The following is a 21,400-nucleotide window of genomic DNA, read 5'->3' as shown; positions in this document are numbered from 1 at the left end:
TAAAACACAATAAAATTAATTAAAAAAGACAGTACACCCAATAGTGCAATTCATCCACAACTTGCAGAAGTTGTGGTATTCTTGCATTTTAAAGATAAATTATCCAAAAAAATAGAGTAATGAGAGTTATTAATCTTAATAACCCAAAAATACATTTTTATAATGTCTAAAATAAGAAATTATGGGAAAAAATCGATTTTTTAATCTTTCCCACTACAGAAAATCAATCTTACATTAATCTTCCGACACCAGTAATTTCAATACTGGCAACGCCTTCAATACCTGAAACCATTTCTTCAACAGGTTCAGATCCGCCTTCACCATCTTCAGTAATGAAGTTTAAGATGATAGCCACCAAACCAAATGCAATTGGCTCTTCAGTAATTTCGTGGATTTTAGCGCCTTCTGGCATTGAACTTTCGATAGTAGATTTGATAGCTTCTAAATCTACTTCCGGACTGTCTGGCATGATTTTCATAGTTGTTAATACTTCACCCATTCTAATTCCTCCATTTTAAAACTTATGGTCCTTCAAAACCACATTCACATTTGTAAGCGTGACCAAAGGTACGGCATTTTTCACATCTTGCTATTTTTGCTCCACATATAGGACATTCAAATTCTACGAATGGTCCGGTTAATGGAATTTCTTGTTTACATGAAATACATTCTACTTCTTTCATTTTATTCACCTATTATTTGTGTGTAATCGAAGTTATAATCATTTATATTATCATCTATTAAAGATAAAACCCTTTCAGGGCACTTCCCATTCACAACATAACAATTAGTCCCAAACTCTAATAAAAGAGACGGTAACATTACATCAATCGACGACTCTTGAAAAGTTAGTAATGTTGTTGCATCGATTTTACTTATGAATGTTGAACCATGCTCTTTCGGTTCTTGGGTATATATACCATTTACATTTGTTACTATTAAAAGCTTTGCATTTAGAAGATGTGAAACATAGGCTGCAATGGAATCTGAAGTCACATCCCATGAGCATTCGAAAGGATCTTCTGTTTTTAAAAATCTTGAAACAATAAAAATAGGAGTAAAACCATCATCAGAAATTTTATTTGCCTCTTCAATGGAATATACCAATTTAGTGGAATCTACCTTATCATCAACAAGTTTAGCTATTATGTCCATACAATCTATAGCTGTCCAATGAGTTGTTTCTTGTGAAAAATGAATTTCATCATCATACTTGCGAATCAAATTTGCAAAATCGCCACCACCCAAAATAATTAGTGAATTGGTGTTTTTCAATTGTTTTGCAAGTTCAATTGCATAATCTGGAAAAAGACTTCCCCCAATTTTTACAACGTGTTTTATGCCCATAATACCTACCACATTTAATTGAATAATGCCATCATTAAAATAACAGTTAAACTATAAAAGTTTCAAATCCCCAGTCACTTCATCAATTATTTCATCCTCATCAGGACCAAGTGCCAAAACCGTTACTGATGATGTAGGTATCTGAGTCCTTCCCGCATCAACTACAAGATAGTTGGAAATTCCCTTTTGGTCAGCCAACTTTTTAAGCTCCAAAAGTTCCTCCTTGGTTTTAACTTTTAAAACTACCTTTGCATAAGCTTCATTTTCCCATTTCCTGATTTTATCCTGAGGAGATTTCTTGTATGCACCAATAGCTCCATGACAGCATTGAGCAGCAATTTTTCCTTTGCCCATTTTCAAATCTGTTCTTACAATCATTGCCTGTTTCATATTATCAATAATAAATATTTAACTAAATAATTAAAAAGTTTTTTGAAAGTCAAGTATTTTACAATAAATTAATTAAATAGAATTAATAGAATTATATATGATTATATTTTTAAGGAGATTATAATGACTCGTATTTCAATTTTAGATAAGGACAGATGTCAGCCTAAAAAATGTGATTATGTCTGTATTCACTACTGTCCTGGTGTTAGAATGGAAGAAGACACCATAGTAGTTGATGAAGATACAAAAAAACCGTTGATATCTGAAGAATTATGTGAAGGGTGCGGTATCTGTACAAATCGCTGCCCATTTGACGCTATTACAATCATTAACTTACCTGAAGCGGCAGACAATCCAATTCACAGATTTGGACAAAACCAATTTGAATTATTTGGACTTCCAAATCTTGAAGAAGGAACTGTTTTAGGACTTTTAGGACCTAACGGTATTGGTAAATCCACAATCATGAATATATTATCTGGAAATCTGATACCAAACTTCGGAGATTTTGAAAATCCGCCTGAAAACTGGGAAAAGGTCATTGAGTTTTACAAAGGTTCTTCACTTCAGAAGTATTTTCAGGACTTGTCCGAAGGAAACATAAAAACCATCCTAAAGCCACAGATGGTTGACCAGCTTCCAAAGGTCGTTAAAGGTAAAGTGAAAGATTTACTTGAAAACGTCAATGAAAGGGACAAGCTAGAATATGTTACAAAAGAACTGCAGCTTGAAAACGTTCTTGACAGGGAAATGCAAAACCTGAGTGGTGGAGAACTTCAAAGGGTTGCAATTGCTGCAACAGTTTTAAGGGAAGGGGACTTTTACTACTTTGACGAACCAACATCCTGGCTTGACGTGTCTCAAAGACTTAATGCAGTAAAAGTAATCAGATCTCTTGCAGAAGAAGGAAAAAGCGTTCTTGTAATTGAGCACGACCTTGCTACTTTAGATGCCCTGTCTGACAATGTTCACATATTATATGGACAGCCTGGAGGATACGGTGTAGTGTCCGGAAGAAAAGGAGTTCGTATAGGTATCAATGCATACATAAATGGATTTTTAGCTGAAGAAAATGTCAGAATAAGAAAAAATCCAATCGAGTTTACAATAAGACCACCAACTCCAGAGGATGAAGGGGATGCACTTGCAAGCTATTCAGATTTGAATAAGGAATATGATGGATTTACATTGACTGCAGAAGCAGGCGAAATCTTTTATGATGAAATCGTGACTGCTTTTGGTTCAAACGGTATCGGTAAAACCACATTCGCAAAAATGCTTGCAGGAGTCGAAGACCCGACTACTGGTGAAGTAGATGAGGAAGTCACAATAGCCTACAAGCCACAATACATTGTTTCAGACTTTGAAGGAACCGTCAGTGACTTTTTATATATGCATGCCCATAGCTTTGGAAGTAAAATCTTTGAAAGTGAAATAATGAATCCTTTGACTTTAAATGACATGCTTGACAAACCAGTTAATGGTTTAAGTGGTGGTGAACTTCAAAGATTGGCCATTGCTGCCACACTTTCAAAGGATGCTGAAATATATCTTTTTGACGAACCTACAGCATTTTTAGATGTAGAACAAAGACTGATTGCTGCAAGAGTCATTCGTAAGATGGTTGAAAGCAGAAATGCAGCATCACTTATTGTTGACCACGATATCGTATTTATCGACTACATTTCCGATAGGGCAATGGTTTTCAATGGAACTCCTGGTCTGGACGGCCATGCTTCCAAACCAACAGATTTAAGAAACGCAATGAATGAATTTTTAGGAAACCTCAATATTACATTCAGAAGAGATAAGGAAACAAAAAGACCAAGAGTTAACAAACTCGACAGTTACAAAGACCGTGAACAAAAAGAAAAAGGAGAATATTATTACTTATCCGATTAAATATTCCCTTTAATTTGATTTTTTTTAGATATTTTCCAATTCTTTAAGAATATACTTTTTTAGTATTTTAACTGACTTTTCACCGTCGTCATCCAACCTTACAGCATCCAACGGATTTAAGTCATAAGTTTTGACAACTGCATCGGCAGCGATGTTTTTAACTGAATCAACTTCTTTTTTCTTTAATATTACTGATGCACAGTCATCACTGCAGCCAGTTATTGTAACAATTTTTGCATCATCCAGAATTGGTGAGCAATTGTTCGGCTGAGCAGAATATTCAGTGATGCACGCAGCAACAATGTTTTCGTTTTCCAAGGCAAGCTCAACACTAGCTGCCCTTACAACTAATCCAAGCGGACTTAATCCACTGCATGAAACTAAAGCTATTTTGTCACTCATTTTTTCATTCTCCCATATCTTTTTTTAACCTTTTCATAACCTCTTTTATAAAATGGACAGAAATTAATGCAACGGCTGCATCCTTCACGGTGTGCAGTGCATAACTTTCTTAAAAATTTTCCATTTTCGTCAAATGCCTTTTCGGGACATCTGTCAATGCAGACCCCGCATGTTGAACAGTAATCCTCAACCCATTTCAGTTCATTTTCCGTTTTGAACGGCAGATTTTCTATTGAAGTCTGAATCATGAAAAATCCAAGGTTCAGACCTTCTTTGAACATGCACATATTGCTTCGGGTAATGACGGCATCATTTGATTGCATTGCAATTGCCCTTAAGCTAACACGGTCATCCAACGGATTGATCAAATCCGCTTTAAATCCGTTTTCTCTCAATATATCCGCAAGTGCGAAGGTTTTGGCTCCGAATTCCTGGAACTCCTCATCCATCAATTTGCATTTTTCATCTGATGGTTCCATCTTGAGGATATCTTCAGACATCAGATATTTCAGAATAATGATATTGTCCCAATCAATATCCCATTCTTTTTTAAAATCTTCACTTAACTTGGAAAAGCTCAATCCTACAAATCTTGAAGCAATAGCTATATCAGCAAATTCCTGTAAAAAATCATTGGAAATAAGATTATTGGGATGGTGAGGGTTTTCTTGATTGTAAAAATTAGGAATAGGTTGATGATATCTCAATCTCATACCATTAACCTTATTTTTTTCTTAAAGCCTCTACAGCTTTAGGGAATTCTTCACAGAATACTTTAACCTCTTCAGTTGGAATTGAAAAACTTATACGCAAGTATCTGTCACCAAATTCTTCAGAAGTGTATTCCCCTTCCCTTGTGAACAATTTTTTCTGAATCAAATAATTGGACATCTCTTTAGGGTCTATTCCTGCACCGGACAAATCGATTACCATCATGTTTGCATCGGACGGATAAACCGGCAGAAATACCCCATCAATCGGTTCAATCATTTCACTGATTAACCTTTGGTTTTCAAAACATGTTTCTCTTATTCTATCAAACCAGTCAGGTTTTGATTTAAGACCTGCAATTGCACCGTATTGGGAAATGACATTCACTCCCAAATCATTAACAACAGCATTTTTGATTGCATCGATAATCGGTTTGGATGAGATGACACCTCCAATCCTCATACCTGCCATTCCAAATATTTTTGAAAAGCTGTAGATTGTCAAAGTTTGACCTGGAGCATAATTTTCAACTAGGAAATGCTCACGTGCAAAGTCTTTGTAGGTTATGTCGTGTAATAAGTATAAATCGTTTTCTTTTGCGATTTGAGCGAATTCTTTAAGTTCCTCTTCGGTGTATGAAGAACCTAACGGATTTAATGGGTCGATTAAAATAATCATACGAGTGTTTTCGTCCATATTTTTCCTCACCAAATCCGGAGTCAGCTTATAGTCATTTTCTTCATAGTAAATAGGAACATATCTGACTTCGCCTGCAAATCTGTTTGCAAAGTCTCCAATAATAAAGTAACCAGGATCAGATAAGATTACATTGTCTTCAGATTCCAATAACGCTTGCATGACCAAATATAAAGATTCGGTTGCACCGGAAGTCAGTAAAACTTCGAATTCCTCTAAATCCAAATCATCTAAAATCAATTGTTTAAGTTCAGAAAATCCTTCAGGGGCAGGATATTTGCAATATGTCTTTTGGTGAATTGCATCAATCATGGCATTGGCTATTGTATCGTCATGCAGATGGTTTGTATTTTGACCCATCCAAATCATGTCTTCATCCATATACATATCCTCAAAAAAGTCATTTGCATTATCATAACCTTTTGGAGGTACCCGTTCAGTTTTTTGAAACTTTTTTTTGGGTGTTTTAATATCAAAATCCTTTTCCCTCATATTATCAGCTCAAACAATTCCAAAATAAATATATATTTTTAATTATTAATAAAAGTACCTAAATAATGCCCTGAGAAGTTATTGAAAAAGTGGCCTTTTTGCCTTCAGGAATACTTCTGTGGCGAATCAAAGTGGCGATTCTTTGGTTGATTTCTTCACCGCGCTCCAATTGAAGTATTACTTTGCTCCAGTACTGCAAAATAGTTCCGCCAACTGCCTTGACATCATTATTTCCTTCATCGTCAAATGCATTATATATCTGATTTGTCAATATTACTGCGATATCGTATTGTCTTGCAATCTTGGACAACACTCCCATCTGTTTACCCAATTCCTTATTTAATTTAGCGGATTTCATGTCATCAACCCTGTAGAGAGCAACTGCAGAGTCCAAAACCAGCAAATCAACTTCATCATGATTTTTTCTAAGCCAAACATCAATTGACCGCAAGTTTTCATTTTGTTCTATAAAACTAGTCGGTTCAAAAACAATTATGTTGTTAGCTACTTTTGAAAAATCAGATCCTGAAATCTGTTTAATCCTGTCAATTGAAATTCCGCCTTCAGTATCTATATAAATCACTTTTCTATTATTTTTTGCAACATTGACTGCCAATGTTAATGCAATATTGCTTTTACCTGAACTGGGAGGTCCGAATATTTGGGTGATTGTACCTTTTTCAAAACCTCCACCCAACAAAACATCCAATGCGGAATTGGATTGGATTTTATGATTATCTTCAAAATTAGCCAACACTTTCATGATAAAATATTGTTTTTCATGATATATTAATTAATTGCAGTTAGGAAAAAAACCAGTTTAATTAGCTAAAAATTAATAAAACCAACATATTTTAAAAATTACGGAAAAATAAGACATATTAATTAAATTTAAGCAAAAGTGACCGTTTGGTTACCTTAACTTTATATATAACCTTTTACAACGCAATTAATACAAAGCAAAGAGGTGAAAAATTTGAAAAAAAGAATAATTACAATTTTTACAATCTTTTTACTAATCACATCAGGTGTAAATTTTGTTTCAGCTGAAAACATCACAGAAGATGAAGTTGCAAATACAAACACAGCGCAACAAGAAGACTTTGTATCACAAAGAAATGTTGAAGAGGAAAAAGAAAGCAAAACTGATGAAGAAGAAAAAAACAGAATCGGAGAGACTGTAAAATCAAAAGAAAATGGACATTTCAACATTACTTTTGAAGATGGATACAACGGATACTGCATCAATTATGGAGACCAAGAAGCAAAAGTCAATGATGAATTTGAAGTTAAAGACACAACTGCTGCAATAAACAATAAAAATGGTGAGTCAATCGGACATTATTTGAAGACTTTCTTTGTTGAATTTCATGATATTGCAGTAAAAAACAAAATTGATACCCAAAAAATAATTTGGGCATTCAGCGATAATTTTAATTTCAACAAAGCTTTAGTTCAGCAAATCAAGGATATTTCCGTTAATTTAACAATTCCAGACCATGGTGCAATTAAAAAAATCAATGAAACAACCGAAGCATTTTTTGATTTTGAGGTATTAGGTACAGATAAAAACAATCATCAAAACTTCTTCGGATACAAAATTACTTACAGAGACATTCCCGTTGAAGTTGAAAACAATACAACAGAAAAACAAGAAAATACAACAATACCACAAGAAAACATAACCGAAAACAAAACACAAGAAAATACAACAATACCACAAGAAAACATAACCGAAAACAAAACACAAGAAAATACAACAATATTTGAAGAAAATGAAACTGAAAATGCTACTGCATTAATTTTTAAAAATCAAACTAAAGACCTTGAAGATAATACTAAATCAAAAATAGAAAATAAATCAGTCAGTTTGCTAAAACATGCTACAGGAACTGAATTGGCATTAGTAATACTAACATTAATATTTGGATTCATATTAGTAGGTAAATATTACAAAAGAGATTAAATCATAATCTCTTACCTTCTTATTATTTTTGGAGTTGTTTTTGACAAATCTACAATCATTGAAGCATGATCTGATTTTAAATCTCCCACATCAATTACCAAATCAACTTCACAGTCAAGCTGTTCCAAGATATCATCAGGATTTGACAGAACTTCTTCGTCTGAAAGATTTGCACTGGTTGTTGTTATTGGGAACAAACTCGCCAACCTACGCGAAATGTCATTATTCGGAACTCTTACACCCACATGTGTAGATCCACTTGTAATGACACGAGGAACAATTTTTTCCTTAGTTAAAATGAATGTATAAGGACCCGGAAGATACTCATTTATGATTTCCTTTTCCCTAACTGTAACCCTTGCAACTATGTCGATGGCTTCAACATCACTGACAAGTATTGAAAGTGGCTTTAGGAAACTTCTTTTTTTAATTTCAAACACTCTTCTAACCGCATCATTATTAAAAATATTAGCTCCCAATCCATAAACAGTATCGGTTGGATATAAAACAATACCACCATCAGATAAAACCTGAATAGCCTCATCAATAATGTTTTCATCCAATTCGTCAATACTGGTTTTTAATATCTTCATTTTCATTACCTAACAATTATATTAGATGAAATATTTATATATAAATTATGCTTCAAAGTCTAAGACCCTTTTTAACAAAAATATTGAACCCAATTGCTAGAAACTTAAACATTAATCCGAATATTGTAACAGTAATATCTCCATTTGTTGCAGTTGTTGCAGCTTATGGATATGCACATCATCTACTAATCCTAGGAACAATAGCCATCTTATTTTCAGGGCTTTTGGATGTTATTGACGGAGCTGTTGCAAGGTACCATAACAGGTCATCCAAATTTGGTGCATTTCTGGACTCTACAATGGACAGATTCGCAGATGCAATCATATACATTGGAATAATATTTGGGGGATACTGTGACTGGTTTGTTGGCGTTTTGGCAATCCATTCAGCGATTTGTGTAAGCTATGTTAGGGCAAGAGCAGAATCACAGGGAGTGGAATGCAATATTGGAATTGCAGAAAGGGCAGTTCGTATGATCATTTTAATGGTTGGGTCATTAATCGGATTTTTTGCAGGAGACATTTACTTTACATATACCATTTACATACTGGTAATATTATCTTACTTTACTGTCGGACAAAGAATAGTGCATGTTTGGAGGCAATTGAATGACTGAGTTGGAAAGTCCCGAAAAGATAGCAAAGGATATTGCAAAATTAGAGAGAAACTTGAATCAGGTAGCAGACATTACCTTTGAAGGAAAGGAAAAAGAGGTCTATGACAGAGCCATTGACTACTGGAACGATTCAAAATATTATCTTGAAAAAGAAGACATGAGGACTGCATTCGGTTGCATTGAATACAGCCACGGCCTTTTGGATGCTTTAAGGATGATTCATGGAATCATCTAAACGTCAAAACCTTCTATTCTTTTTATATCTATTATTAACTTATCAAAATCTGATTGATAATTTCTATCCTGAATCACTTTGAATTTTTCGTATTCTTCCTTTGCAATTTTTTGAGCATCAGTTGATGAAATTTTACCTTTACCTTCCAAAATAGGCAAAAGATTTAAATCAATATAGTCATCCAATACTTTTTTCCAATCTTTCATAGCCATTGGAATCTCATTTAATGCTCTTGATTCTGCAAGAGTTAAAAATCCGTCAACCAAAGAATTCAAGCGTTTTAATTCTCTTTCGTTCAGATAATTTTTAGATATAACAACATCACTCAAAATGATTTTGCCATTTGGATTGCTCCAATTTGTCAATCCCATGTTGATTTTTTCGCAATCACTTCTATCTGCAATTATTTCAGCTGCAGTGTGACCGCTAACTGCATATATCAATTTGTTTTGAACAGTTGCAAAGAAGTCACGAGTTACTTGAGCATCTTTTTTGTAATCAAAGCTTGTAGCATAGATGTCTGTGATTTTTTGATTGAATCTTCTTTCAGATGATCTGATATCTCTTACCCTTTCAAGCAGCTGGTTGAAATAGTCAATGCCAAATCTTGAACCGTTTTTCAACAGTTCATCATCTAAAACAAATCCTTTAATAATCAGTTCTTTCAATTGCTGAGTAGCCCATATTCTGAATCTTGTTGCGTTTTTAGAGTTTACCCTATACCCTACAGAAATAATCACATCAAGATTATAGAAGTTATTATTATAAGATTTTCCATCGGAAGCAGTTGTTCGAATTTTTCGAACAACTGAATTTTGGTTTAACTCACCATCAGCAAAAATATTTTTAAGATGATAATTTATCGTATTCTTTTTTACACCAAACACTTCAGCCATTGTTTTTTGAGTTGCCCAAAATGTTTCTCCTTCTTGGTCAACAATCACATCCAATGAAACTTCTCCTTCATCAGAAACATACAACAAAGTTTTCTGAAATTTATATTCTTCTTGCATGATAAAACCTCATTTTTTATTTAAAAGAAATAAAATCCAATATTATTTTAAATAAATAGTTTAATAAGGTTTTTGTTATAAATGAAAGCAATAATATTGAGTAAAAACAATATTAATAAATTAAAACAATATTTTAATGCAAGAACAATTTCTAAAAAAAATAAGATATTGGAATTATATTTCATCCGATTGAAGTTTTTCAATATAGTTTTTTATGAAAAACAAATTTAAAATATCTAATTTGTAGCATCTAAACATTAAATTAAAGAATATCACACCTAAAAACTAAAAATACAGCATTATCTTAAAGATAAATACAAATTAAAGAAAAAATAACTTAAAAAAAGATAAATGATGAATAGATATTAACCTAAACATCAATTTTACTATTAATTAATGAGTCATCGCCGGCAGATATTATTTCACCATCCAAAACTTCGATAACTCTGTCTGCAAGTTTAGCGACATCCATATCATGAGTTACAATTATCAATGTTACATTCTTAGTATCGTGCAAATCAATTAATTGCTTAAGGATTTTAGTACTTGTCTTTGAATCTAGTGATCCTGTTGGTTCATCTGCCAATATTATTGATGGGTCATTTGCAAGTGCTCGGGCGATTGCCACCCTTTGACGTTCACCACCAGACAACTTGTTAGGTTTGATGTCCGCCTTGTCCTTAAGACCAACATCATCCAAAAGTTTCAATGCCCTGCTTCTCATTTCATTGGAAGACATCTTTTGAGTATACATCGGAATTTCAATATTTTCCGCAACGGAAATATTCGGAATCAAATTATGAAGCTGGAAAATGAATCCAATCTCCCTTGCCCTGAATTCATTTAACTTTTTATTGGAGGACAAATCCCTGCCCGCAACATTGATGCTGCCGGAATCCGGAATATCCAATGCCCCAAGCATGTTGAGCAAGGTTGACTTTCCCGAACCTGACGGACCTATGATTGAAACAAATTCCCCTTCAGTTATCGTGAGATCAATACCGTTTAATGCCTTGATTTTTCCGTCTTCATAGCTTTTATATACTTTTTTCATATCAACAACATTCATGTTCTCACCTCACTCATACCTCAATGCCTCTGTTGGAGGAAGCCTGACCGCTTTTAGGGCAGGATAAATTCCACCAATTATACCAACAACAATAGCTATTGCAAATGCCTGGATGAATATCTTAGGAGTGAATAACGGTTCAATACCCATTTGAGGACCCAAAATAGTGCATGCTGCAAAACCAATCAAAGAACCTATAATGGCTGAGACAATAGTGATTACTAATGACTCGCCTACAATCATGGTCAAAATCTTTCCATTGGACCATCCAACAGCTTTTAAAACACCAATTTCACGTGTTCTCTCAAATACTGACATCAACATTGTATTGATGATTCCCAATCCACCGACAACAATTGCAAGAAGTGAAATTGCCCATGTTGATGCCTGAAGCATGTTGAGCATGTCCGCCATCTGAGTCATTTCCATTACTGATGTGACGGTTGTAATATTATCGCCATATTGCGAATCGATTCTATCAGCTACAGCCTGAGGGTCTTCCCCCTTATCTACCTTGACGTAAATGTTTGAAATTGAATCCTCATCATCCATCAGATCTCCGACCTTGGAAATTGAGGTAAACACACCACCAGCCATATTCTGGTCACCGGTTTCGTAAATTCCAACTATTTTAAATTCTTCCCTGTCAATATCGATTGTGTCACCTACAGAATAGTTGTTGTCCTCAGCATAGATTTCACCCAAAATGGCTTCAGATGAATTATCTTCAAAAATCCTGCCCTCTTTCATTGAAATATCTGCAAGAGTCGTACCGTTCGGATCAATACCAATCAATGTATTCATATAGTCATCTCCAACAGACGTCAGTACAACATAGATTGGAAATGCTTCATCAACACCGCTGACATTGGCTATTTTTTCCGTCCAATTGGAACTGATAGTATTTGTTCCATAAGCCGAATCCCCAGTTTCCTTACCTGAAACAGTGAAATCAGCACCTCCCGCATGAATTGTATCTTCAAAGGTATTTACCAAACCTTCTGTGATTCCACCAAGAGCAACAATGACAATAATGCCTATTGCAATTCCCACAATGGCCAGTATTGCACTATTTTTTCTCCTGAATGGATTTTTAAGAATGAATTTTAAAAATGACATAATAATTAATTAGGTTGTAATATATAAATAACTAATTATACCATTTACCAAGATGCAAAAATGAGGTATTGAAATGCACAAGAAAACACTTCTGGAAAATATTGAAAAGATCCATACGACTGAAATGGGAATTGGCAGAATACAGAAAAATTTGAAAATCAATGAGGAACCGGTCGGATATTGCATCTCCAAACTTAAACAGGACACTTCCACTGTTAGAAAAGAAGGCAAAAACTATTATGTCGATGCGGATGACTGCACAATCACCATTAATTCAAGCAGCTTTACAATAATTACCGCTCACAAAACATGATTAAAAAAAAATAGTGGGTTTTGAATTCCCAGATTTTTTCCAAAAGGGCATTTGAAAAATTTACTCGAGAAGAACTTGACCTGTACATGGATACTTTTGTGGAAGAGAGTTCGAATGTTGACATCTATGATTTTAAATACAGAAACAATGCAGTATTAAACTATAATCTTGAAGACAAATTATCCAACATTAAGGCAAAAACATTAGTTGCAATTTCTTCGGATGACATCTATTATACTCCCGAATTTGATGCATATCCTCTTAAGGACAAAATAGAAAATCTGGAAATATATGTCTTTGATGCAGGAGATTTCGTTTACAACGACGATTATCTAATATTTATAAATCTATTTCTAGACTTTTTAGAAGAATTTAAAAAATAGTCGAAGTCAAAAAAAGTAAAAAAAAAAGAAGAGAATAAAATCTCTTTAAATTTATTCATCCATATCTTCAAATCTGGATTCTAATTTTTCCATTACACCAGGAAGTGAAGTGTATTCCATTTCTTCAGCAGGTAATCTGTGAGGTTCGAATGGACCGTGTCTTCTGATGTAAGTTGCGATTTTAGCAGCTTGTTCACGAGTAGGGTCAAATGCAGGATCATCGAATAAGTCGACTGGTCCGATTAATTCACCGTTAGCTACTTGGAAACCTAATCCTACTACTCTAGGTGGTCCGTCGAATCTGATTGGGTTTGCTTCTGCTTCTGAAACAGGCATCATAGGACCGTTGTGAGATCCCCTCATCCATCCGCTTACCATGTGTGGGAATGCAAATGGATCTACACATTCACCGTTTGCAGGGAAACCAGATTGTGCTCTAACCATACATACTGGGTCGTCTTTACCGACGTATTCTCCAGCCATTAAGTTTAATCTTTCAGTACTTATTGCAGCTGCGATTTCACCGTTTTTCTTCCATACTCTTTTGATTACGTATCTTCCGGTGGAACCGATTAATGCAAGAAGGTCGTACATTTCTTCAGGACAGTTTAAGATAACTTTTCTGTGTTCGATTACATCGAATACTTCAAATTTGAATCCATCGTGTAATGATGGGTCGATTACAAGACCTGCAGTGTTGAATGGGTCTGCGAAGATTCTGAATACTGGCAAGTTGAATGCACCAGGTTCGGTTTTGTCACAGCAGAATATTAACACAGGGTCGGATGGTCTTTCTTCGAATTCCATTTCTGCTACACCAGGACCCATACCTTTGATGTTTCCAGAGAATGTATCAGATAATAAGTCTTGACCTGCACCGTATAATTTTAATTCACGTGCTCTTTCAGTAGCTTTCATGAATGCATCGTATGCAGTTTTGTGTACTTCTTCGTTTTCTACACCTTTGTCGTGGGTCATTATCAAGTCGATGTCGTCACCACAACGGGATATATAGTAATCTTTTAAGATACCTGCTTCTAAAGCTTCGTTTAAAACTTCATCACAAATATCCATTAATTCAGGGTGTGCGACACAGTGTCCGGACACACTTCCAATATCAGCTTTAATTACACTAACAGTAGTTTTCATATTAATAACCTCGATTAGTAAATTGATATTTACTAGACATTTATTATTTTTATGATGTATAGTATTTATATTATTATGTTAGCCAATATCGATTTTTGAAATGACATGAAATTTTTCACCATCACAATTTATTAAACAGCCCACAACTTTCCATATGCATAAATAAAAATTTATTATAATATATTTTTATAAAATAAAATAAATATTGCTTTAAATACAAATAAAAAGATTTATATAACTTTAAATTTAAATTAAAGGACAATTATATAATTAAATTTTATGAGGTGAAACATATGAAGTTTCACGAAGATGTGATTTTTAAAAATGAAGGACAAATATATGGTCAAAAGCTGATGGAAATAATCAACATCAAAGGAAAAATTATAGAAGTCCATCAAACTGAATATTCAGTAATTGATCCTAAAATGTACAAGCCAGATTTAGTTTTTGAACTTGAAGACAAAATAGTGATACTTGAATTCCAATCCACATATGTCAATATTAATGACAAAAGGAGGTTCAGATTCTATACTGCTTTAATCGACCACGTCAAAATCAAATCTGAAAAACCGATAGAAGTGCATGTGTTAAGCACTATAGAGGCTGAAAAAACAAAATGCTACAAAGTTAATTCCGAATCAAGATTTCCAATATATATCCATTCACTAAAAAAATATGACGGAAATGAATTTTTAAATATCATGAATACCAAAATAGAAAGCAACAAAAACTTTAGTGAAAAAGAATTGCTCATGATAAGTTTATTATGTTTCATGAAAACAGATGAAGACATAGAACAAGCAATATTAAACTCAGCACTAATAATAACAAATATTAAAGATTTAAAAGAAGATATTGGACAATTTGCAAAAGGAGTAATCCTAATGCTATGCGACAAATTCGTGACAAACGAATCAATGAACAGAACAATATCAAACCTCGTAGGTGGAAACATGAAAATAGTAGAAGACTACGCACAAAGAGTAGCACAACAAAAAGTAGATGAAAAACTAGAAGAAAAAAATAAAAAAGTAATAATCAACCTTAACAAAAAAGGATTTGAAGCTGAAGAAATAGCTGAAACAGTAGATGTAAGCATAGATTTCGTCAACAAAGTCCTAGCAAAATAATTCAACTAAAAAAAAGAAAATATGAAAACTCAATCGAGTCTTCTAATATTATCAAAAGCCTTTTCGATTTCAACATTCTGATTCATATCTTCACATGCTTTTTTAACACGCTCTAAATCAGCACGGGTTTCAGGATATCTTGGAACAGCACTGCATCCGCCATCATCTATTTTGGAAATTTCAAATGTTCCAATCTTTTTAGCAATTTCTGTAATTTCTTCCTTATCCAAACCAATTAATGGAGATAAAATAGGCATATCCACACCATATCTGGTCGCCAATATGTTTGATAAAGTCTGTGAAGCGACCTGGCCGACACTGCTTCCGTCAACAATCGCATCGGCACCCAATTTTAAAGCCAATTTTTCGGCTATCCTATACATTCCGGATTTGCATAAAACACAGGTCATTTTCTCAGGAGCCTTCTCTTTAGCAACAGTCAAATACTCCCCATAATCGATAACTCTCCTTTTAATAGGAGTGCCTTTGGCATAAATATTAAGCTGATCCACCAATAGATTAAAGTTTTCAGTAACTTTTGGACCTGAAAATGGGTCATTGTTACAGTGTAAAGCTACAACTTCACAACCCCTTTTCATCATCAGATATGCTGCAACCGGAGAGTCTATACCGCTTGAAAGCAGCACGACAACTTTTCCCTGGGTTCCTAACGGCAATCCTCCAGGACCTTTTATTTTTTCATGAAAAATGTAAGTGTCATCTTCCCTTACTTCAACAAAGATTGTCAAATCAGGATTTGTCAAGTCAACGGGAGCCAAAACAACATTTCTTACAACACCTCCACAGTGAGCTGCCATTTCCTGTGAAGTAAAGTCATGCTTTCCCACACGACGGCATTTAATTGCAAATTTAGTGTTTTCATCAATCAAATTTTCCCGGATTAATTCTTCAACATATTCCGTTAATGTCTTGTCAATGTCTTCATAACTTGTATGTGTTGAAGTTGCAGGAGAATAGGATACAACACCAAATACCCTGTTTAACTTTTCCACACCATCTTCAAAATCCTTAGGATGAATATATATTCTTCCCTGATTTCTATCCACATCACAATCAAAAGTAGCCTTAATATTTTTAACTAGCTTTCTTTCAAAACGTGACCTTATTTTAGGACTTTTAAGCCCTATTTCACCATATCTGGCAATAATCAAATCATAATTCATTTAAACAACTCTCTAAATTTTAGTACACGCTGAAAAAAATAGCAATCCCTTCAATACTAGTTTTTAAATATAACAGCAAGTATATTTTTTATACTAATATATAATAAAACTTTTCAAGAAAATACCAAGTTAGAAAAAAGATACAGATTAAAAGTGCAAAATAAAATAATTGAATGTGTAGCTCATTAAAATAAGTTTATAATTGCAAACATCAATTTTATCATGCCTGAAAATAAGCATTTGAGCAGGAATATTATTTCAAAAAATTAAAAAAAATAGAAGAAGATAAAAAAGATTATCTTCTTACTTTAACTGTTCTTTTTACGGTATCCTTCAAGTAAGTAATTGCATATCTATAATTTTTGCCTGCCTTAAGTTTCTTAATGACATTTTTCTTAACGGTTACTTTTGCAATACCTTTTTTGTTGGTTTTCGCTTTGTATTTTTTACCCTTAAATTTGAATGTCACTGTCTTCTTTTTAAGAACCTTTTTGCCTTGTTTCAATTTTGCTTTCAAGACTAGTTTTTTAGCAGATTTCTTGACTGTAACTACTTTTTTACTGGATATTACCTGTTTTACTTTAATAGTGTTTTTAATGGAATATCCTTTGTATGTTGCCTTAACGGTATACTTTTTAGGAATGAACTTCTTAGTTAACTTGATGGTAATGACACCTTTCTTGTCTGTTTTGAGCCTGTAGGTTTTTTTACCTATTTTAACTTTAATTTTTACTCCTTTTCCAACAGCCTTACCATTATTGCCAATGACCTTAAATTTGTATTTGAAGTTACTGTTATAGTATTTGGCAATGTTTTTATTTCCAGATAGCCTTTTAACAATCTTAAGAGTTTTAGTCACTGCATTACCAGTGTCAGGATTGATAATTATCACCTTGTATGATCCCACAGATAATTTCACATTAAGTTTTGCAACTCCCTTACCATTGGTTTTAACAGTGTAAGATTTGTTTTTGATTTTAATCTTAACCTTTTTGTTTGCTATAGGATTTCCATTAATGTCAACAACTTTAAACTGATAATCGACACCACTATTGTATCCGCGAACCATATTAGAAGCTATGATTTTAGTTTCAATTGTTACATTAGATGAATAACCTCTTGGAGCATATTTGTTATCACCGGAATATGAAATAACAACATTATTTACTCCATTGCCCAATTCCGGAACAGTAATCTTTGCACTGCCGTTGACCAATGAGGCAACATATGTTTTATTTCCAATTGTCACAGTCACATTGCCTGTTGCATCAGCCGGCGCATGGAAAACAATGGTTTTATCCACAGTCTCAATACCGAAATCATAATCATCAACCGGCAAAACACTAAATGCAGCTTCTTTAACTACAGTATCATAATTTGGAAGCTCAATTTTGGTAATTGTAGTGTAGTTTCCAACCGCCAATGCCATAGTCCAGTTTCCAACGCCGTTTACAACACTTACTTCCAATGTAGTTCCCACAACAGTAATCAGATAAGTTCCATCAATATCCGCAAGAACATTAATGGTGACATTATCCGGATAAGTCACGTTTTCAACACTAACAACAACATTATTAATTGCCTTATCAACAATTATTGTAATACTGTCACGAGCAGAATCATGACTGCCGTCACCTGAGTAATCCGCATAAACCACATAACTTCCAGCATCCAAACCAGACAATACAAATGACTCTTTGACACTTAAAACTTTGATTAATGTACCATTAGCAAATTTATATGTTACAGTACCTGTTGCATCACCAGGAAGACCCTGAGTAATGCTAATCACACCACCATAAACAATTTCAGTAGCATTAGCAATAATGTTGAAGTTGGTTCCTGTTTGAGTAACTTCAAAGCTTGTGGTATTTGAATTAACATTATAGTTTTCATTACCCTCAAATATCATGCGAACAGAGTAACTTCCAGCACTTAAACTGCCAAGGTCAAATGAACCGATGCCGTTTTTAACAGCGACTTTAACAACATTATCTCCGACAATAACAGTATAATTGCCATCCAAACTTGCAAATACATTACCAGTTACATCAGCAGTGTAAACTTTATCTAAAACCTCAACACTCAAAGTAATATCTGCTTTAGAAACAGTAAACGGAACAGCGGTTACATTATTTTCGTAATTATCATCAACATGCTCAACGACAATGTCATAACTGCCAGCATCCATAGCAATTTCAACATTGCCTCTACCATCTACAACATCAACAATGAACTTTTTACCGCCAACAACGACAGCATACTCACCATCAACATCAGTAAATACAGTAACATTGGAAATTTCACCATAAACAACATCAGAAGAATAAACTAAAACATCATTAACAGCCTTATCCACAATTATTGTTATACTGTCTTGAGCAGGAGCATAATTACTATCACCACTGTAATTAGCATAGATTACATATGACCCTGCATTCAAATCAGACAATGCATATGATTCATTGACGCTTAAAACTTTGATTAATGTACCATTAGTAAATTTATATGTTACAGTGCCGGTTACATCACTAGGAAGACCCTGAGTAATGCTAATCACACCACCATAAACAATCTCAGTGGCATTGGCAATAATATTGAAATTAGTTCCAGTTTGAGCAACTTCAAATGAAGTTTTATTAACGGCAGAGTTATAATTGTCATTGCCTTCAAAACTTACAGAAGCTTCATAAATGCCTACACCCATAATACCAGCGCCAAATTCACCAATACCATTTTTAACAATGACAGATGTTACGAATTTACCAATTCTCACATTATATTCGCCATCAATATTAGCAAATACATTACCTGCAATATCAGCACCATAAACCTTATCTAAAACTTCAATACTTACGGAAACATATGCTTTATAAACAGTAAACGGAGTAGAGGTTATATTGTTTACATAATTATCATTCACATACTCAACGATAATGTCATAACTGCCGGCATCCAAAGCAATTTCAACATTGCCCCTACCATCTACAACATCAACAATGAACTTTTTGCCACCGACAACAACAGCATACTCGCCATCAGCATCAGCAAATATAGCAACATCAGATTTTTCACCATAAACAACATCAGAAGAATAAACTAAAACATCATTAACGGCCTTGCCAACGGTTATTGTTATACTGTCTTGAGCAGGAGCATAATTATCATCACCAGAATAATTAGCATTAATTACATAAGATCCCACATTCAAACCAGACAATACAAATGACTCATTAACGTTTAAAACTTTGATTATTGAACCATTAGCAAATTTATATGTTACACTTCCAGTTGCATCACCAGGAAGACCCTGAGTAATGCTAATCATATCCCCATAAGTAATCACAGTGGCATTGGCAATAATGTTGAAGTAGGTTCCTGTTTGAGTTACTTCAAAAGCAGTTTCATTATCTGTAGGATTGTAATTGTCATCACCTTCAAATCTTACAAAAGCAGTGTAGTTGCCGACATTCAAGAATCCGACATCGAAACTTCCAATACCATCCTTAACAAGGACAGGAACCTCATAATTACCAATAACAACACTAAACTCACCATCAACACTAGCAAATACATTACCAGTAACATTAGCACCATAAACCTTGTCAAAAATTTCAACACTCACAGCAACATCCGCTTTAGAAACAGTAAACGGAACAGAAGTCACATTATTTACATAATTATCATTCACATACTCAACGATGATGTCATAACTGCCAGCATCCAAAGCAATTTCAACATTGCCCACACCACTTACAACATCAACAATGAACCTACCATCACCTATAACGACAGCATACTCACCACCAACATCAGCAAATACAACAACATTAGATTTTTCACCATAAACAACTTCACCATAAACAACATCAGAAGAATAAACTAAAACATCATTAACAGCCTTATCCACAATTATTGTAATACTATCACTGGCAGGAGCATAATTAGCATCTCCACCGTAATTAGCATAGATTACATAACTTCCAGCATTCAAACCAGACAATACAAATGACTCATTAACACCTAAAACCTTAATTACAGTTCCGTTCGCAAATGAATATGTTACAGTACCTGTTGCATCACCAGGAAGACCCTGAGTAATGTTAATCACACCACCATAAACAATCTCAGTAGCATTAGCAATAATATTGAAATTAGTTCCAGTTTGTGTTACTTCAAAAGCAGTTTCATTATCTGCAAAGTTGTAATTATCACTACCATTAAAGCTTACAAATGCAGTATAGTTACCTACATTCAATATTCCAACATCAAAGCTACCAACACCACCCTTAACAGTGACTGGGGCTTCAAAATTACCAATAACTACTTTGTACACACCATCAACACTAGCAAATACATTACCACTAACATCAGCTGTGTAAACCTTATCTAAAACTTCAACACTCAAAGTAATATCTGCTTTAGAAACAGTAAATGGAGAAGCAGTAATGTTATTTTCATAATTCTCGTTAACATACTCAACAATAATGTCATAACTGCCGGCATCTAAAGCAATTTCAACATTACCCCTACCATCTACAACATCAACAATGAACCTATCATCACCTATAACGACAGCATACTCACCATCAACATCAGCAAATACAACAACATTAGATTTTTCACCATAAACAACATCAGAAGAATAAACTAAAACATCATTAACAGCCTTATCCACAATTATTGTAA

At 34.0% G+C, this 21,400-nt stretch carries 22 protein-coding genes; 7 read left to right on the top strand and 15 right to left on the bottom strand.

Annotation, left to right across the window (positions count from 1 at the left end):
• Positions 1 to 229 precede the first annotated feature (229 nt).
• The 4 genes from QZN45_RS09910 to pth2 are packed head-to-tail and all read right to left on the bottom strand — an operon-like array spanning position 230 to position 1,737.
• Positions 230 to 499, bottom strand: a complete 270-nt coding sequence (locus tag QZN45_RS09910; protein ID WP_292605918.1) for an elongation factor 1-beta — start codon at positions 497 to 499, stop codon at positions 230 to 232.
• Positions 500 to 521: 22 nt separating this feature from the next.
• A complete protein-coding gene (locus tag QZN45_RS09905; RefSeq protein ID WP_292605920.1) occupies positions 522 to 683 on the bottom strand; it encodes a zinc finger domain-containing protein in 162 nt (53 codons plus the stop codon).
• 1 nt (position 684) lies between these two features.
• The gene (locus QZN45_RS09900; RefSeq protein WP_342764028.1) at positions 685 to 1,341 is read right to left on the bottom strand and encodes a delta 1-pyrroline-5-carboxylate synthetase; all 657 of its coding nucleotides are present in this window, start codon (positions 1,339 to 1,341) and stop codon (positions 685 to 687) included.
• Between the two features lie 57 nt (positions 1,342 to 1,398).
• The gene (gene pth2 / locus QZN45_RS09895) at positions 1,399 to 1,737 is read right to left on the bottom strand and encodes an aminoacyl-tRNA hydrolase (RefSeq protein WP_296812723.1); all 339 of its coding nucleotides are present in this window, start codon (positions 1,735 to 1,737) and stop codon (positions 1,399 to 1,401) included.
• A gap of 123 nt (positions 1,738 to 1,860) precedes the next feature.
• On the opposite strand from pth2, the gene QZN45_RS09890 reads away from it, so the two are divergent.
• Positions 1,861 to 3,639, top strand: coding sequence for a ribosome biogenesis/translation initiation ATPase RLI (locus QZN45_RS09890; RefSeq protein ID WP_296812721.1), 1,779 nt, complete (start codon positions 1,861 to 1,863; stop codon positions 3,637 to 3,639).
• 24 nt (positions 3,640 to 3,663) lie between these two features.
• On the opposite strand, the gene QZN45_RS09885 is transcribed toward QZN45_RS09890, so the two are convergent.
• From QZN45_RS09885 to radB, 4 genes are read right to left on the bottom strand one after another with little or no spacing between them, the layout of a single operon-like run.
• Complete coding sequence (locus QZN45_RS09885; RefSeq protein ID WP_296812719.1) at positions 3,664 to 4,041, bottom strand: putative zinc-binding protein; 378 nt, start codon at positions 4,039 to 4,041, stop codon at positions 3,664 to 3,666.
• A complete protein-coding gene (locus QZN45_RS09880) occupies positions 4,038 to 4,754 on the bottom strand; it encodes a ferredoxin (RefSeq protein WP_292883197.1) in 717 nt (238 codons plus the stop codon). The genes QZN45_RS09885 and QZN45_RS09880 overlap by 4 nt, the downstream gene beginning before the upstream one ends.
• A gap of 10 nt (positions 4,755 to 4,764) precedes the next feature.
• Positions 4,765 to 5,940 carry a pyridoxal phosphate-dependent aminotransferase gene (locus QZN45_RS09875; protein WP_296812718.1) on the bottom strand — a complete coding sequence of 392 codons (1,176 nt, stop codon included), beginning with the start codon at positions 5,938 to 5,940 and terminating at the stop codon, positions 4,765 to 4,767.
• A 58-nt stretch (positions 5,941 to 5,998) separates the two neighbouring features.
• Positions 5,999 to 6,703, bottom strand: a complete 705-nt coding sequence (gene radB / locus QZN45_RS09870) for a DNA repair and recombination protein RadB (protein ID WP_292605932.1) — start codon at positions 6,701 to 6,703, stop codon at positions 5,999 to 6,001.
• A 213-nt stretch (positions 6,704 to 6,916) separates the two neighbouring features.
• Here radB and QZN45_RS09865 point away from each other — a divergent pair, with 213 nt between their 5' ends.
• Positions 6,917 to 7,906 (top strand): hypothetical protein, encoded by a 990-nt coding sequence (locus QZN45_RS09865; protein ID WP_296812716.1) that lies wholly within the window; start codon positions 6,917 to 6,919, stop codon positions 7,904 to 7,906.
• An 11-nt stretch (positions 7,907 to 7,917) separates the two neighbouring features.
• On the opposite strand, the gene QZN45_RS09860 is transcribed toward QZN45_RS09865, so the two are convergent.
• Positions 7,918 to 8,499 (bottom strand): L-threonylcarbamoyladenylate synthase, encoded by a 582-nt coding sequence (locus QZN45_RS09860; RefSeq protein WP_296812715.1) that lies wholly within the window; start codon positions 8,497 to 8,499, stop codon positions 7,918 to 7,920.
• 47 nt (positions 8,500 to 8,546) lie between these two features.
• Between QZN45_RS09860 and pgsA the strand changes: the two genes are divergently transcribed.
• Both pgsA and QZN45_RS09850 read left to right on the top strand, forming a co-directional pair.
• Complete coding sequence (gene pgsA / locus QZN45_RS09855; RefSeq protein WP_292605938.1) at positions 8,547 to 9,116, top strand: archaetidylinositol phosphate synthase; 570 nt, start codon at positions 8,547 to 8,549, stop codon at positions 9,114 to 9,116.
• On the top strand, positions 9,109 to 9,351 hold the full coding sequence (locus QZN45_RS09850; RefSeq protein ID WP_294007677.1) for a DUF357 domain-containing protein: 243 nt from the start codon (positions 9,109 to 9,111) through the stop codon (positions 9,349 to 9,351). The genes pgsA and QZN45_RS09850 overlap by 8 nt, the downstream gene beginning before the upstream one ends.
• Here QZN45_RS09850 and QZN45_RS09845 read toward each other — a convergent pair.
• The 3 genes from QZN45_RS09845 to QZN45_RS09835 form a co-directional block, all read right to left on the bottom strand.
• Positions 9,348 to 10,364, bottom strand: a complete 1,017-nt coding sequence (locus QZN45_RS09845) for a virulence RhuM family protein (protein ID WP_296812713.1) — start codon at positions 10,362 to 10,364, stop codon at positions 9,348 to 9,350. The genes QZN45_RS09850 and QZN45_RS09845 overlap by 4 nt on opposite strands.
• Positions 10,365 to 10,734: 370 nt before the next feature.
• Positions 10,735 to 11,433, bottom strand: coding sequence for an ABC transporter ATP-binding protein (locus QZN45_RS09840; RefSeq protein WP_292605944.1), 699 nt, complete (start codon positions 11,431 to 11,433; stop codon positions 10,735 to 10,737).
• A 9-nt stretch (positions 11,434 to 11,442) separates the two neighbouring features.
• Positions 11,443 to 12,552 (bottom strand): ABC transporter permease, encoded by a 1,110-nt coding sequence (locus QZN45_RS09835; RefSeq protein ID WP_296812711.1) that lies wholly within the window; start codon positions 12,550 to 12,552, stop codon positions 11,443 to 11,445.
• 73 nt (positions 12,553 to 12,625) lie between these two features.
• On the opposite strand from QZN45_RS09835, the gene QZN45_RS09830 reads away from it, so the two are divergent.
• Entirely contained in the window at positions 12,626 to 12,865 is a 240-nt protein-coding gene (locus QZN45_RS09830; protein WP_292883176.1) for a DUF3781 domain-containing protein, read from the top strand.
• A 20-nt stretch (positions 12,866 to 12,885) separates the two neighbouring features.
• Positions 12,886 to 13,248, top strand: a complete 363-nt coding sequence (locus tag QZN45_RS09825) for a hypothetical protein (protein ID WP_296812709.1) — start codon at positions 12,886 to 12,888, stop codon at positions 13,246 to 13,248.
• Between the two features lie 51 nt (positions 13,249 to 13,299).
• On the opposite strand, the gene fbp is transcribed toward QZN45_RS09825, so the two are convergent.
• Entirely contained in the window at positions 13,300 to 14,397 is a 1,098-nt protein-coding gene (gene fbp, locus QZN45_RS09820) for a fructose-1,6-bisphosphate aldolase/phosphatase (protein WP_292605950.1), read from the bottom strand.
• Positions 14,398 to 14,690: 293 nt separating this feature from the next.
• On the opposite strand from fbp, the gene QZN45_RS09815 reads away from it, so the two are divergent.
• Complete coding sequence (locus QZN45_RS09815; RefSeq protein WP_292605952.1) at positions 14,691 to 15,527, top strand: hypothetical protein; 837 nt, start codon at positions 14,691 to 14,693, stop codon at positions 15,525 to 15,527.
• A 29-nt stretch (positions 15,528 to 15,556) separates the two neighbouring features.
• Here the strand turns inward: QZN45_RS09815 and thiI are convergent, their stop codons facing one another.
• Both thiI and QZN45_RS09805 read right to left on the bottom strand, forming a co-directional pair.
• Entirely contained in the window at positions 15,557 to 16,711 is a 1,155-nt protein-coding gene (gene thiI, locus QZN45_RS09810) for a tRNA uracil 4-sulfurtransferase ThiI (RefSeq protein WP_292605954.1), read from the bottom strand.
• A gap of 295 nt (positions 16,712 to 17,006) precedes the next feature.
• Positions 17,007 to 21,400: Ig-like domain-containing protein (locus QZN45_RS09805; RefSeq protein WP_296812708.1), on the bottom strand; the 4,394-nt coding region annotated here is incomplete at its 5' end.

Source organism: uncultured Methanobrevibacter sp., assembly GCF_900314695.1.
In the GTDB taxonomy this organism is placed as follows: Archaea; Methanobacteriota; Methanobacteria; order Methanobacteriales; family Methanobacteriaceae; genus Methanocatella.
Note: the sequence above shows the minus strand (reverse complement) of the source record. Positions and strands in the feature narration are given on the sequence as shown.

Excerpts from the sequence above, each read along its gene's own strand:
- pth2 (WP_296812723.1), bottom strand. The coding sequence starts at position 1,737 with ATGAAACAGGCAATGATTGTAAGAACAGATTTGAAAATGGGCAAAGGA.
- QZN45_RS09835 (WP_296812711.1), bottom strand. The coding sequence starts at position 12,552 with ATGTCATTTTTAAAATTCATTCTTAAAAATCCATTCAGGAGAAAAAAT.
- QZN45_RS09830 (WP_292883176.1), top strand. The coding sequence starts at position 12,626 with ATGCACAAGAAAACACTTCTGGAAAATATTGAAAAGATCCATACGACT.
- QZN45_RS09875 (WP_296812718.1), bottom strand. The coding sequence starts at position 5,940 with ATGAGGGAAAAGGATTTTGATATTAAAACACCCAAAAAAAAGTTTCAA.
- QZN45_RS09850 (WP_294007677.1), top strand. The coding sequence starts at position 9,109 with ATGACTGAGTTGGAAAGTCCCGAAAAGATAGCAAAGGATATTGCAAAA.
- QZN45_RS09845 (WP_296812713.1), bottom strand. The coding sequence starts at position 10,364 with ATGCAAGAAGAATATAAATTTCAGAAAACTTTGTTGTATGTTTCTGAT.
- QZN45_RS09905 (WP_292605920.1), bottom strand. The coding sequence starts at position 683 with ATGAAAGAAGTAGAATGTATTTCATGTAAACAAGAAATTCCATTAACC.
- QZN45_RS09890 (WP_296812721.1), top strand. The coding sequence starts at position 1,861 with ATGACTCGTATTTCAATTTTAGATAAGGACAGATGTCAGCCTAAAAAA.
- QZN45_RS09815 (WP_292605952.1), top strand. The coding sequence starts at position 14,691 with ATGAAGTTTCACGAAGATGTGATTTTTAAAAATGAAGGACAAATATAT.
- radB (WP_292605932.1), bottom strand. The coding sequence starts at position 6,703 with ATGAAAGTGTTGGCTAATTTTGAAGATAATCATAAAATCCAATCCAAT.
- QZN45_RS09860 (WP_296812715.1), bottom strand. The coding sequence starts at position 8,499 with ATGAAGATATTAAAAACCAGTATTGACGAATTGGATGAAAACATTATT.
- fbp (WP_292605950.1), bottom strand. The coding sequence starts at position 14,397 with ATGAAAACTACTGTTAGTGTAATTAAAGCTGATATTGGAAGTGTGTCC.
- QZN45_RS09840 (WP_292605944.1), bottom strand. The coding sequence starts at position 11,433 with ATGAATGTTGTTGATATGAAAAAAGTATATAAAAGCTATGAAGACGGA.
- pgsA (WP_292605938.1), top strand. The coding sequence starts at position 8,547 with ATGCTTCAAAGTCTAAGACCCTTTTTAACAAAAATATTGAACCCAATT.
- QZN45_RS09880 (WP_292883197.1), bottom strand. The coding sequence starts at position 4,754 with ATGAGATTGAGATATCATCAACCTATTCCTAATTTTTACAATCAAGAA.
- thiI (WP_292605954.1), bottom strand. The coding sequence starts at position 16,711 with ATGAATTATGATTTGATTATTGCCAGATATGGTGAAATAGGGCTTAAA.
- QZN45_RS09885 (WP_296812719.1), bottom strand. The coding sequence starts at position 4,041 with ATGAGTGACAAAATAGCTTTAGTTTCATGCAGTGGATTAAGTCCGCTT.
- QZN45_RS09910 (WP_292605918.1), bottom strand. The coding sequence starts at position 499 with ATGGGTGAAGTATTAACAACTATGAAAATCATGCCAGACAGTCCGGAA.